The sequence below is a fragment of the Saccharopolyspora tripterygii genome (assembly GCF_054778355.1).
Genome location: NZ_BAAGZP010000001.1, coordinates 253,879 through 266,440, shown reverse-complemented (window position 1 = coordinate 266,440; position 12,562 = coordinate 253,879). Strand labels below are relative to the sequence as shown.

Genomic DNA, 12,562 nt, shown 5'->3' with positions numbered 1-12,562 from the left:
TCCCTGAACAGGAGTTCAGTTCTCCGGCGGGGTCCAGCGGTCCGTTCGGGGCATTCCCGCCGCTCGACCCTTTCCCGCGATCACCAGGGCCATCTTCCGCGAGGCCTCGTCGATCATCTCGTCACCGAGCATCGCCGCGCCGCGCTTGCCGCCCGCGGCGGAGGTGTGCCACTCGTAGGCGTCGAGGATGTTCTCGGCGTGGTCGTAGTCCTCCTGGCGCGGCGAGAAGAGCTCGTTGATCGCGTCGACCTGCGCCGGGTGCAGCACCCACTTGCCGTCGAAACCGAGCGCGGCGGACCGACCGCCGACCTCGCGGAGCCCGTCGACGTCCTTGATCTGCAGGTACGGGCCGTCGATGGCCTGCACGCCGGCCGCGCGCGCCGCGGTGAGGATGCGGAACAGGGTGTAGTGGTAGGCGTCGCCCACGTCGTACCCGGGCGGCTGGTGGCCGACGACCAGCGAACGCATGTTGACCGAGGCCATGAAGTCCGCGGGCCCGTAGATCAGCGCCTCCACCCGGGGCGACGCGGTGGCGATGGCGTCGATCTCGACGAGCCCGCGCGCGTCCTCGATCTGGGGCTCGATGCCGATCCGGCCGGGTTCCAGCCCCATCGCGCGCTCGATCTGGGACAGCGTCAGGTCCAGCCAGCGCACGTGGTCGGCGGTGGAGACCTTCGGCAGGATGATCGTGTCCAGCTCGGCGCCCGCGCCTTCGACGACGGTCACCACGTCGCGGTAGGTCCACTCGGTGTCGAGCGCGTTGACCCGCACCGACCGGGTCTTGCCGCCCCAGCCGCCCTCGTTGAGCGCGCCGACGATCCGGTCCCGGGCCTCGGCCTTCGCCAGCGGCGCGACCGCGTCCTCCAGGTCGAGGAAGAACTGGTCGACGGCCAGCCCTCGGGCCTTGTCGATCATCTTCGCGCTCGACCCCGGAACCGCCAGGCAACTGCGCCGGGCACGACGACCCTCCACGGGTGACCTCCACATCCACGACCTGAAATCAGGCTGTGTCTATCACGCCGGGTCCAGGTCGGCGTAGAGGTCGAGGATCGCCGGGGCGGTGACGTGGTGTTCGGCGTACTCGGCGCGGGTGAACCAGCCGAGCTCGGCGATCTCGGCCGACGCGACCGGTTCGCCGTCGACAGTGCCCGTGTAGCAGGCGAGATCGACCTTCACGCCGTCGCCGCGGCCCACCGCGTCGTTGTGGTAGCGGGCGAAGAACTCGGGTTCGCGCAGCACGACCCCGAGCTCTTCGGCGACCTCGCGGTGCAGCGCCTGCTGCTCGGTCTCGCCGACTTCGATCGTGCCGCCGGGGAGGTAGAAGGCCTCCTGGTCCGCCGAGCGCACCAGCAGCAACCGCCGGTTCGCGAACCGCACCAGGCCGACCGCCTTGATCAGGGAGTTCACCCGCTCATGCTTGCGCACGCTGACCAGGAGGCGAGGGCACACCCCCGTCCGCCAACCGTTCGCAGGCGCGCACCAGGGTTTCCAGCTCGCCGTCGGCGGCGTCGAGGAAGTAGCGCGCGACACCGTGCCGGTGGGTCGCCGCCGCCATCTGCAGCCGGCCCTCACCGCGTTCGGTGATGACCGCCTGCACGCCGCGTCCGTCGGAGTCGACCCGCACGCGCCGCACCAGCCCGAGGCGTTCGAGCCGGTCCACGAGCCGGGTCACCCCGGATCGGGACAGCAGCACCACGTCGGCGAGCTCGGTCATCCGGAGTCGTTGCTCCGGTGCTTCGGTCAGCGCTTCGAGCACGTCGTAAGCCGCCAGCGTCAATCTCTGCTCGGCGATCAGGTCGCCTTCCAGGCAGCGCGTGACTCGGGCGTGCGCGCGCAGAAAACTGCGGTACGCCAACAATTCGTTTCGAGTCGGTAATCGGTCCAGAGCCGTCTCGGCCACGTGACGGATATTACTGCTGATCCACCCTTGACTCCGCAGCGCCCCCGGGCAAGCACACCGGGTGACGGCCCTACCGGGGGTGATGACGCTGTCCCGCCTGGCTACCGGTCCGTAACATGGGAAGTGCCGGAACCGGGTGTGAGACCCTTTTCAGGCTCGGCGGGACACGTCCCGTCCCCACCACGTTCACCAAACGCTTGTCGAGGTAACCGTGACCAGTACGCAGTCCGCACCGACCGAGGAAGCCGTCCGCCAGGCGCTCACCAAGGTCGAGGACCCGGAGATCCGCAAGCCGATCACCGACCTGGGCATGGTCAAGAGCGTGTCCGTCGGCGACGGCGGCGCGGTGACGGTCGAGGTCTACCTGACGGTCTCCGGCTGCCCGATGCGCGAGACGATCACGCAGCGGGTCAGCGACGCCGTCTCCGCCGTCGACGGCGTCACCGGCGTTCAGGTCGAGCTCGACGTGATGAGCGACGAGCAGCGCACCGAGCTGCGCCGCAGCCTGCGCGGCGACGCCGAAGAACCGCGCATCCCCTTCGCCGAGCCCGGCTCGATGACCCGCGTGTACTGCGTGGCCTCCGGCAAGGGCGGCGTCGGCAAGTCCAGCGTGACGGTCAACCTGGCCGCTTCGATGGCAGCCCGCGGCCTGTCCGTGGGAGTCGTCGACGCCGACATCTACGGCCACTCGGTGCCGCGGATGCTGGGTGCGGGCGGCAAGCCCACCCAGGTCGAGAAGATGATCATGCCGCCGCAGTCGCACGGCGTGAAGGTGATCTCGATCGGCATGTTCACCCCGGGCAACACCCCGGTGGTCTGGCGCGGGCCGATGCTGCACCGCGCGCTGCAGCAGTTCCTCGCCGACGTCTTCTGGGGCGACCTGGACGTGCTGCTGCTCGACCTCCCGCCGGGCACCGGCGACGTCGCGCTGTCCACCGCCCAGCTGATCCCCAACGCCGAGATCCTGGTGGTCACCACCCCGCAGCAAGCCGCCGCCGAGGTGGCCGAGCGCGCCGGTGCGATCGCCCTGCAGACCCGTCAGCGGCTGGCGGGCGTCGTGGAGAACATGTCCTGGATGGAGATGCCCGACGGCCAGCGGATGGACGTCTTCGGCTCCGGCGGCGGCCAGATCGTGGCCGACTCGCTGAGCCGGTCGCTGGGCGCCGAGGTGCCGCTGCTGGGCCAGATCCCGCTCGACCCGAGGCTGCGCGAGTGCGGCGACGCGGGCGAGCCGCTGGTCCTGCAGGACCCGGACTCCCCGGCCGGCTCCGTCCTCAACGACATCGCCCAGCGCCTCGGCACCCGAGCCCGAGGACTCGCCGGCAAGCTCCTCTCGGTCTCACCCGCCTGAGCATCCGAGCCCCTTGGTTCTCGTGGGGTGGGGAAGTTTTCATGAAAACTTCCCCACCCCACGAAACGGCAGAACCCCACGAAGCAGCAGAACAACCCAGGAAGCAGGTCTCAGGTCAGCGCTTGGCGACCGCGAGGAGTCCCGGGCCGGTCGGCAGCGTCACCGGGACCAGGTCCTCGTCGTCCTGCACGGCCTTGACCAGGGATCGGATCGCCGTTGCCAGCGCGCCCCGGGGGTCGTGCTCCTCGCCGAGCTGCACGCCGGCGAACACGATGACCCCACCGGGCCGCAGCAGCCGCGTTCCCAGCTCCAGGTAGAGCGGGTAGTCGGTGCTGGCCACGCCCACGGAGACCAGGTCGTAGCCGCCCTCGGTGAACCGGGGCAGCATCTCCAGCGCGCGACCCGCGATAAGCCGGGTGCGCGAAGGCGCGATGCCCTCCTCGCGCAGCGCAGCGCCGGCGGTCCGCTGGACGGCCGGGTCGGCGTCGATCGAGGTCAGGACACCTTCGGGCACCATCCCGCGGAGCAGCCAGCGGGCGCTCTCACCGGAACCGGTGCCGATCTCGACGACGGCCTTGGCCCGCAGGGCTGCGGCGAGGAACCGCAGCACGTGCAGCGACGACGCACCGACCGGCGAGTCCTGCGGACCGTCGCCGATCGGGCGGACACGTGTCTGCTCGCCCACCGCATAGCCGCCCATCGAGTAGCGGGCCACCGACCTCTCGGGTATCACAACGCGGAAGGTTATCGGCGTTGTGCCCACAAATGATGTTTCCGGGCGACATCGTTAGACGGCCGTTTCCATGCGCGACATGCCGTCACGCTGAGTGATCAGCGGCGCGGGGCCGAGCGGGTGAGAGCAGCCTCACGCATACTCTCAGCCCCTTCTCAGGCCGCTTTCATGCCGGTTTCACCAGGACCGACGACAGTGAGCGTCACAAACCGACCCCCATCGGCGTCTCACCCGTGAACGGGCGCCGGGAACAACCTTCCCGCCCCGGTCGTTCTGGTAGATGCAAGCCCACAGGAGGTGGCTTTTCGCCCGATGGCAACACAGCCGATGAGCGTGGCCCCCGGCACCGACCGGACCCACCAGAACAGCGTGACGCCGAGCACCGTGTCGCCCGGCGCAGAAGAAGCCGCCTGGACGCCGCCGAGCTGGGACGAAGTCGTCCGGCAGCACGCGGACCGGGTCTACCGGCTCGCCTACCGCCTGTCCGGCAACAAGCACGACGCCGAGGACCTCACCCAGGAGACCTTCATCCGGGTGTTCCGCTCGCTGGCGTCCTACAAGCCGGGCACGTTCGAGGGCTGGCTGCACAGGATCACCACGAACCTGTTCCTGGACATGGCCCGCCGCAGGTCCCGCCTGCGCATGGAGGGCCTGCCGGAGGACACCGACCGCCTTCCGGGCGGCGGACCCACGCCGGAGCAGATCTTCCACGACACGCACCTGGACCCCGATCTGCAGGCGGCGCTGGACCAGCTCCCGCCGGAGTTCCGGGCGGCCATCGTGCTCTGCGACGTCGAGGGGCTCTCGTACGAGGAGATCGGTACCACCCTGGGCGTGAAGCTGGGTACCGTGCGCAGCAGGATTCACCGCGGGCGCCAGATGCTGAAGTCCACGCTCGAAGCGCGCCGAGAACAAGCCGGGAGGATTGACGGATGACGGTTTTGCGGGGGTGGGGACTGCCCGAGCAGCACCTCGCGCTGGACGCTCTCGTCGCCTTCGTCGACGGAGAACTCAGCCCGAGCGCCCACGACCGCGCGGTGGCCCACCTGGCCGGATGCCCCGCGTGCGCGGCGGACGCCGCCTCGCAGCGGCAGGCTCGCGCGGCGATCCGCGCGGCCGACGCTCCGTCGGTCTCGCCGCAGCTCCTGCAGGCGCTGCAGGCGATCCCCTCCAGTGCTGAACTTCCCGCACAGCCCGAGAACCTCGCGCTGACCGACGACGGTCAGCTCGTCACCGTCTCCCGCCCGGAGCGCGTGAAGCGCTTCGGCAGCGGGCCGGCGCTCGGTTCTTCCACGCCGCTCGGCGGCTCGCAGCAGCCGCTGGGCACCAGCGTTTCCTCCTACGACGACGCGCCGGGGGACTCGCCGGACCGCCGCGCCTCGCGACGCACCAAGCAGGGCGCGAGCGTGGTGTTCTCCGGGCTGGTGCTCGGTGCCCTGGCGTTCATGAACCTGCCCGTCACCGACGAGGACGGCGAACCGCTGCCCGGCGCGCCCATGCCGCTGCCAGGCGGCGCGTTCACCAACTCCGTCATCCCCGCCTCGGGCAACACCGCGCTACCGCCGTCGCCGGTCCCGGTCAGCGACACCGCACCGCGCGATCCGCACCTGGCAGCGGTTCCGCCGGTCTCCTCCTCAGCACCCGTTCCCCCCGCTGCGGCGACGAGCGCACCACCGTCGAGGTAAGCGGGCTGGCGACTTCGCGCCCACACCACACGGACTTCACCGCGCTGCGGGCAAGATGGGTTCGTCGGCACCATGCCGGTGAGGCGGGCTGCGCGCCCGTGTGATCCACTCGAAGCGACGAGCCCGATCGGACAGCCCGGGGAACGATGAGCGACCAGCGAGGAACGCCCGAGCAGGGTCCCGGCGAGCGCCGGGACGACACTGCGCGGGGTCAGCAGGGCGCCGAACCGGTGCACCCGTGGCAAGGCGGCCCCATGACGGGCCGCGGCGTCCCGGCCGACCGCTTCTCCTCAGCACCCGCCCAGCCCCCCGAGGCCAACGGGCGCACTCCTGAGCGGCTCCGGCCGCGCCCGCTGGACCGCCCGGACGTCGACCCCTCGCAGCGCAACGCCTTCGCCCGCCCGAAGGGCGTGTCCGGCAGCTTCGACCCGGACGAGCACGGCCTGCGGGCGCGCGGGATCGAGCAGGCCCCTCCCCCGCCGGACGCGCTGGTGCAGGCGTTCGGCCGCCCGCCCCACAGCGACGACCGGCTGCAGCGCGCGCCGGGCGAGAAGCCGATGACCCCGGGGGCCGAGGCCGACTCGCCGCTGTGGAACTCCGGCGACCGGGACCCGTGGCGCGATCCGGCCGCGGGAGCGATCCTCGGCCCGCCTGCGGTGCCCGAGGACAAGTCCGACGACGACGGCGATCGGGAGCCGGGTCCGCTGCTCAGCGCCCGCGAGGTGTTGCTCGGCCGTCGCGTGCACCCGCGCGCGCTGGCGATCCTCGGTGTGGTCGCGCTGCTGGTCGGTCTCGCAGGCGGTTTCCTCGGCCGGATCACAGCCGAGGAGGGGAACCCGCTGGTCAACCCCGACGTCACGCTCGCCGAGGTCGATCAGAGCGCGGGTGACCGGCCGAGCGGACCGGTGTCCAAGGTGGCGCAGCGCGTCGTGCCCACGGTCGTGTCCATCGAGGTCCGCATCGGCGGGCAGGGTGGTTCCGGATCGGGTGTGGTCATCGACGGCAACGGCTACGTGGTGACCAACAACCACGTGGTCTCGATGGCCGCCGACACGCCCAACGCGCAGGTCTCGACGGTCTTCCACGACGGCACCCGGGCTCCGGCACGGGTCGTGGGCCGGGATGTCAAGACCGACCTCGCGGTGCTCAAGGTCGAGGTCGCCAACCCGACGATCGCCCAGCTCGGCGACTCGGACAAGCTGCGGGTCGGCGACGACGTGATCGCCATCGGTTCGCCGCTGGGCCTGGCGGGCACCGTCACCACGGGCATCGTCAGCTCGGTGCACCGGCCCGTGAGGCTGGCCGGCGAGGGCACCGACACCAACGCGGTCATCGACGCCATCCAGACCGACGCCGCCATCAACCCGGGCAACTCCGGTGGTGCGCTGGTCGACGGGTCCGGCGCGGTGGTCGGCATCAACAGCGCCATCCGCACGCTCGGTTCGGGCGGCGAGGGCGGCTCGATCGGTCTCGGGTTCGCGATCCCGATCGACGACGTCCGGCGGATCGCGCAGGAGCTCATCCGCACCGGCACCGTCCGGCACGCCGACCTCGGCGTGAACGTCAAGTCCGTCAGCGACGGCCTGGCCGACGGCGCGCAGGTGCAGAACGTGCAGGACGGCAGTTCCGCCGCAGGTGGCGGGATGGCCGAAGGAGACGTGGTCATCAAGGTCGGCGACCGCAAGGTCGGCAGCGCCGACGAACTCATCGTGGCAGTGGACCGGCACCAGGTCGGCGAGCGCGTCCCCGTGACCGTGGTCCGGCAGGGCCGTGAACTGGTCCTCGACGTGACGCTGAAATGACCGATCACATCGGTGTGAACAGTGCGACACCGTTCGCGCACAGGTTGAGGTTGGGCCAGTTCCCCTCTTCGACCTGCGTCACCCGATCGGTAGGCTTGTGGTGTCGGCAGCTCGGCGTCGGTCCCCGAGCCGCGAGGATCCCAGAGGAGTCGAGAGGTGTTCGATAGCGTCGGCTGGCCCGAGCTCCTGATTCTCGCCATGGTCGGGTTGTTCGTGCTCGGCCCCGAGCGGCTGCCGCAGGGCGCCGCGTGGCTGGGCAAGACGGTCCGCCAGGTCAGGGAGTACGCGACCGGTGCCCGCGAGCAGATCAAGTCGGAGATCGGCCCGGAGTTCGACGAGCTGAAGAAGCCGCTCGACGAGCTCCGCAGCGTCCGCAACTTCAACCCCAAGACCGCGGTGACCAAGCACCTGCTGGACGGGGAGAACCCGTTCGAGGAGTTCACCAAGAACTCCTCCCCGCTCAGCGGCTCCACGCCCAGCACCAACGGTCACTCGCCGTCGGCCGCCCCGGCCCCCAAACCGGCCGAACGCCCGCTGGCCCCGGGCGAGCGCCCGCCGTACGACACGGACGCCACCTGACGCTCAGCTGCGCGCGTGTGCGGTGAACCGGGAGAGCACGACGACGAGTCCCGCTGCGGCGAGCCACGCGGTGAGCAGGGCCGACATGCCCGACCAGCCCCAGGCGCCGTAGGCGATCCCGCCGAGGACACCGCCGACGCTGCTGCCGCCGTAGTAGGCGAGCTGGTAGAGCGCTGAGGCCTGGCCGCGGGCCTCCTTCGACGCCCGGGCCCCCACCCAGCCGTTGGCCACCGAATGCGCGCCGAAGAAGCCCCCGGTGAAGATCACCAGCCCCAGCAGGATCACCGGGATCGAGTCGGGCAGCATCAGCAGCAGGCCGACGACCGTGACCGCGAGGCTCAGCAGCAGCACCCGCACCCGGCCCCAGCGGTCCGCCGCCCGCCCGGCCAGCGCCGAGGTGACGGTTCCCGCCGCGTAGGCGAGGAACGCCAGCGCCGCCAGCGCCGGAGGCAGCAGCAGCGGCGGCGCGGTGATGCGGAAGCCGAGCACGTTGTAGACCGTCACGAAGCTGCCCATGCCCAGCGCGGCGACCAGGTACGGCGGGTAGAGCCCGGGATCGCGCAGCGCAGCGCCGAGACCCCCGATCAGCGGTCTCCAGCGCAGCGGTTTCCGCTCGTGGTAGCGCTCCGGGGGCAGCAGCAGGACGAAGGCGATCGTGCAGACCCCGGCGAGCGCGGCGACCGCGAGGACACCGCCGGACCAACCCCAGAAGTCGCCGACGACGCCGCCGAGCAACCGGCCGGTCATCCCGCCGATGGTGGTGCCCGCGACGTAGAGCCCGACGGACGTGCCCAGCCGGACGCCGCCGGTCTCGTCGACGAGGTAGGCCGTCGCGACGGCCGCGAGACCGGCGATCGCCGCGCCCTGCACCAGCCGGATCCCCACCATCAGCGGGAACGAGTGCACCCACGGCAGCACCAGGCCGAGGAGCTGGGCGATCACCAGGGTCGTGATCATGGTTCGGCGGCGGCCGACGGCTTCCGACAGCGTGCCCAGCGGGATTGCCGAGATCGCCAACCCGAGCGTCGCGGCCGACACCAGCAGCGCCGCCGCGCCCGGGTTCAGCCCGTACTCGGCGGCCATCTGCGGCAGGACCGGCTGCGGCGCGTAGAGCAGGGCGAACAGCGCCAGCGCTCCGAGCAGCAGCGCGAACCGGATCCTCCGCACACGTCCGCCCGACACCATGCTTTAGACGTTAAACACCACCCGATCGCCGGCGCTCGCGAGCGTGCGGGTCATCACGGGTGGCACGTGCCTCACGCCGAGTGCGTCGGTCCTGCGACGTGGTGGTGGGGAAGTTTTCATGAAAACTTCCCCACCACCCACCCGGCCGGGAACCGCAGAGACCGTCTTCAGGTCAGAGAACGTCTTCAGGTCAGCGAGGCTGCGAGCTCGGCGAGGGTGCGGGCGGCGAAGCCGGTGCCGCCCACGGTCACCTCGGAGTAGTCCTTGTCCGCCCGCGCCGGGCCGGCGATGTCCAGGTGCGCCCAGCGGACGCCACCGGTGAACTCGCGGAGGAACAGCGCGGCGGTGACGCCGCCGGGACCCACCGGGGTCTGCTTGACGTCGGAGAGCGAGCCCTCGACCGCGTCGGCGTGGTCCTCCAGCAGCGGCATCCGCCACCAGGCCTCGCCGACCCGAGCACCGGCGTCGGTGACCTGCTCGGCCAGCTCGTCGTCGTTGGCCAGCAGGCCGCCGGTGCGCAGCCCGAGCGCGACCTTCATCGCGCCGGTCAGCGTCGCGACGTCCACCAGCAGATCGGGCTGAAGCTTGTCGACCGCGTAGGCCATCGCGTCGGCCAGCACCATCCGGCCTTCGGCGTCGGTGTTGCCGACCTCGGTCGTCTTGCCGCCGTAGTGCCGCACGACGTCGCCGGGCCGGTAGGCGGTGCCGGAGACGTGGTTCTCGGCGGCGGGCACCAGGCCCGTCACCTTGATCGGCAGGCCGAGCCGGGCGATCGTCAGCATCGCGCCGATGACCGCCGCGCCGCCCGACATGTCGGTGCGCATCAGGTGCATGCCGTCGGCGGGCTTGAGCGAGATGCCGCCGGTGTCGAAGGTGATGCCCTTGCCCACCAGCACCAGGTGGGGGCCCGTCGCGTCCTGCGGCCGGTGGTCGAGCTGCAGCAGTCGCGGAGGCCGGGACGAACCGCCGCCGACCGCGAGGATGCCGCCGAAACCGTTGTCGGCCAGCCACTTCTCGTCCCGCACGGTCGCGGTGAGGTTCGGGACCGGTCCGGCGAGCTCGGCGGCCAGCCCGGTCAACCAGGCCGGGTGCTTGACGTTGGAGGGAGCGTTGGCCAGGTCGCGGGCCAGCGCGGTGGCCGTCGCCAGCTCGCGGCTGCGGCGAACGGACTCGCGCAGCGCGGTCACGTCGACGCCCTCCGGGGCGACCAGCAGGACCTTGCGCAGTCGCGGCGGGGCCGGCTCGTCGGTCACCTTGAACCGGTAGCCGCCGAGCGCGAGGCCCAGGGTGAGCTCGCCGACGAGCTCGTCATCGGCGTCCTCGGGCAACCGGATCTGCAGGTAGTCGGCGTCGGACGCGTCGCCGAGGTCGCCGGGTTCGGATTCGCCGTCGACGGCCGCGGAGAGCCGGTCGCGCACCGAGCGCGCCAGCGCCGCACCGGCGGTGCGCCACTTCTCCGGCTCGCCGGACCCCACGCCCACGGCCCAGCCGAGGGCGCCGGAGCGCAGCGGGAACGCCTTGGCGTCCCCGGCCGACGCGGAAGCACCGATCGCGGTGAGCACGTCGGCGTCCACAGAGAACTGCTCGGCCGCAGCGGCCAGGTCCGGGCCGTCCTCGCCCTCGAAGACCGCCGTCGCGCCCGGCACTCCGTCCCGCCACCGCTGCACGACGTCCACTTCGACCAGTGCGGTCGGGATCACGGGCAGTTCTGGCTCCACCCCGCGGGCGGGCTGGGCGGAACGGAACACGGAGGAACCGGACACGAGAAGACCTTCCTGCACGGACCGGCCGTGCGAGCTCGAGCTGGCGTCGACGAGAGGCCCCGGCACCGCGCTGAGCACCGGGGCCCGACAGCGGCGAGTTCTCGCCACTCCACGTCGACCTGATTGTTGGAGTTGTCGCCTGGGCCGGAGGCGCCGTGACCGGGGTCGGCCGGCAGCGCGTCCCGGGCCGCTCGGCGGCCTCAGCCGGTGGCCGACTCCAGGGCGTCGCCCAGGTTCTTGGCCTCCTCGACCGACATCTCGACGACGAGCCGCCCACCACCCTCGAGCGGAACGCGCATCACGATGCCGCGTCCCTCCTTAGTCACCTCGAGGGGACCGTCACCGGTCCGGGGCTTCATGGCCGCCATAGCGTGCTCCCTCCGTGAAATCTTCCCCCGCTGGTCGCCACAACCAGTCCGGGTCCGCCCCATTCTCCCCTATCCCGAGGCGTGGACGAAACCGAACCGATCAACTCGTGTCGCCCGTGCGCTGGTCGAATATCGCCGACGACTGGCAGACTCACCGTTCGTGTGGGGTGTTTCGGCGCCATTCGGCACGTCGCGGGAGCTCCTCGCGATCACCGTGAGGAGTCGTTTCGCTCCGGCGTGTCACCGGTCTCGCGGCTGCCATCCCGGCGACCAGCGGGGACACCGTCTACTCGGGACGGCGCGCCGGCCGCGCGGTCCACAGTGGAAGTGCTCGCGCGACCCGCCACAACGGACGTCAAGGCAAGGAGCTTGGAGTGACCGACGTACTGCTGACCGAGGACACCGCGGGTGTGCGGCTGCTCACGTTGAACCGCCCTGAGTCGTTCAACTCGCTCAACATCGAGCTCAAGCAGGCGCTGCTGGCGGCCCTGCGCGAGGCAGCGGCGGACGACTCGGTGCGCGCCCTGGTGATCACCGGCGCGGGCAAGGCGTTCTGCGCGGGACAGGACCTCAAGGAGCACATCGAGCTCCTCGCCAGCGGCGATCCGAGCCCGCTGCGGACAGTCGAGGAGCACTACAACCCGATCACGAAGGCGCTGGCGACCATGCCCAAGCCGGTGATCGCCGCGGTGAACGGCACCGCCGCCGGGGCGGGCGCCTCGCTGGCCTACGCCAGCGACCTGCGGATCTCCGCGACGGGATCGAAGTTCCTGATGGCCTTCGCCAACGTGGGGCTGTCGACCGATTCCGGCGCGTCCTGGACGCTGCCGCGGCTGATCGGCTACGGCCGGGCGATGGAGATGCTGCTGCTGGCGCAGCCGGTGCAGGCCGAGGAGGCGCTGCGCATCGGCATGGTCAACCAGGTCGTGGACGACGCGCTGACCGTCGCGATGGAGCTGGCGACCCGGATGGCCGCGGGCCCGACCTTCGCCTACGCGCGCATCAAGGAGGCCGTCCAGGCCGCCTCGGCGGAAGCCCTCGACGAAGCGCTCGCGGTCGAGGCGGGCGCCCAGAACGAAGCCGGTCTCACCACCGACCACAAGGAGGCCGTGGCCGCCTTCGTCGAGAAGCGGACGCCGAACTTCACCGGCCGCTGATCTCCCGGCCGAGGTGCCGGCGGATCGCGCTGAGATCCG

Annotated in this window: 13 protein-coding genes; 6 read left to right on the top strand and 7 right to left on the bottom strand. The window is 71.4% G+C overall.

Annotated elements, in window-relative coordinates; genetic code table 11:
- Positions 1-15: 15 nt before the first annotated feature.
- The 3 genes from ACYVF3_RS01415 to ACYVF3_RS01405 are packed head-to-tail and all read right to left on the bottom strand — an operon-like array spanning position 16 to position 1,900.
- Complete coding sequence (locus ACYVF3_RS01415) at positions 16-972, bottom strand: HpcH/HpaI aldolase/citrate lyase family protein (RefSeq protein ID WP_461152467.1); 957 nt, start codon at positions 970-972, stop codon at positions 16-18.
- 42 nt (positions 973-1,014) lie between these two features.
- On the bottom strand, positions 1,015-1,425 hold the full coding sequence (locus tag ACYVF3_RS01410; RefSeq protein WP_461152466.1) for an NUDIX hydrolase: 411 nt from the start codon (positions 1,423-1,425) through the stop codon (positions 1,015-1,017).
- Positions 1,412-1,900 carry a MarR family winged helix-turn-helix transcriptional regulator gene (locus ACYVF3_RS01405; RefSeq protein WP_461152465.1) on the bottom strand — a complete coding sequence of 163 codons (489 nt, stop codon included), beginning with the start codon at positions 1,898-1,900 and terminating at the stop codon, positions 1,412-1,414. Before ACYVF3_RS01405 ends, ACYVF3_RS01410 begins: the two co-directional genes overlap by 14 nt.
- Positions 1,901-2,111: 211 nt before the next feature.
- Between ACYVF3_RS01405 and ACYVF3_RS01400 the strand changes: the two genes are divergently transcribed.
- The gene (locus ACYVF3_RS01400; RefSeq protein ID WP_461152464.1) at positions 2,112-3,251 is read left to right on the top strand and encodes an Mrp/NBP35 family ATP-binding protein; all 1,140 of its coding nucleotides are present in this window, start codon (positions 2,112-2,114) and stop codon (positions 3,249-3,251) included.
- Positions 3,252-3,366: 115 nt separating this feature from the next.
- Here ACYVF3_RS01400 and ACYVF3_RS01395 read toward each other — a convergent pair whose 3' ends face one another.
- Positions 3,367-3,984: an O-methyltransferase gene (locus ACYVF3_RS01395; protein ID WP_461152463.1), complete on the bottom strand. Its 618-nt coding sequence runs from the start codon at positions 3,982-3,984 to the stop codon at positions 3,367-3,369.
- 312 nt (positions 3,985-4,296) lie between these two features.
- Between ACYVF3_RS01395 and sigE the strand changes: the two genes are divergently transcribed.
- From sigE to tatB, 4 genes are all read left to right on the top strand, one after another.
- The gene (gene sigE / locus ACYVF3_RS01390; protein ID WP_461152462.1) at positions 4,297-4,920 is read left to right on the top strand and encodes an RNA polymerase sigma factor SigE; all 624 of its coding nucleotides are present in this window, start codon (positions 4,297-4,299) and stop codon (positions 4,918-4,920) included.
- The gene (locus ACYVF3_RS01385) at positions 4,917-5,669 is read left to right on the top strand and encodes a zf-HC2 domain-containing protein (protein ID WP_461152461.1); all 753 of its coding nucleotides are present in this window, start codon (positions 4,917-4,919) and stop codon (positions 5,667-5,669) included. Before sigE ends, ACYVF3_RS01385 begins: the two co-directional genes overlap by 4 nt.
- Positions 5,670-5,815: 146 nt before the next feature.
- Positions 5,816-7,471, top strand: coding sequence for a S1C family serine protease (locus tag ACYVF3_RS01380; protein ID WP_461152460.1), 1,656 nt, complete (start codon positions 5,816-5,818; stop codon positions 7,469-7,471).
- A 156-nt stretch (positions 7,472-7,627) separates the two neighbouring features.
- Entirely contained in the window at positions 7,628-8,050 is a 423-nt protein-coding gene (gene tatB, locus ACYVF3_RS01375) for a Sec-independent protein translocase protein TatB (RefSeq protein ID WP_461152459.1), read from the top strand.
- Between the two features lie 3 nt (positions 8,051-8,053).
- Here the strand turns inward: tatB and ACYVF3_RS01370 are convergent, their stop codons facing one another.
- The 3 genes from ACYVF3_RS01370 to ACYVF3_RS01360 all read right to left on the bottom strand — a co-directional run bounded on the left by ACYVF3_RS01370 (position 8,054) and on the right by ACYVF3_RS01360 (position 11,366).
- Positions 8,054-9,235 carry an MFS transporter gene (locus tag ACYVF3_RS01370; RefSeq protein ID WP_461152458.1) on the bottom strand — a complete coding sequence of 394 codons (1,182 nt, stop codon included), beginning with the start codon at positions 9,233-9,235 and terminating at the stop codon, positions 8,054-8,056.
- Positions 9,236-9,420: 185 nt separating this feature from the next.
- Complete coding sequence (locus tag ACYVF3_RS01365; protein WP_461152618.1) at positions 9,421-10,953, bottom strand: leucyl aminopeptidase family protein; 1,533 nt, start codon at positions 10,951-10,953, stop codon at positions 9,421-9,423.
- A gap of 245 nt (positions 10,954-11,198) precedes the next feature.
- On the bottom strand, positions 11,199-11,366 hold the full coding sequence (locus ACYVF3_RS01360; protein ID WP_009949794.1) for a DUF3117 domain-containing protein: 168 nt from the start codon (positions 11,364-11,366) through the stop codon (positions 11,199-11,201).
- Between the two features lie 374 nt (positions 11,367-11,740).
- Here ACYVF3_RS01360 and ACYVF3_RS01355 point away from each other — a divergent pair, with 374 nt between their 5' ends.
- Entirely contained in the window at positions 11,741-12,523 is a 783-nt protein-coding gene (locus tag ACYVF3_RS01355; protein WP_461152457.1) for an enoyl-CoA hydratase-related protein, read from the top strand.
- Positions 12,524-12,562: the final 39 nt, after the last annotated feature.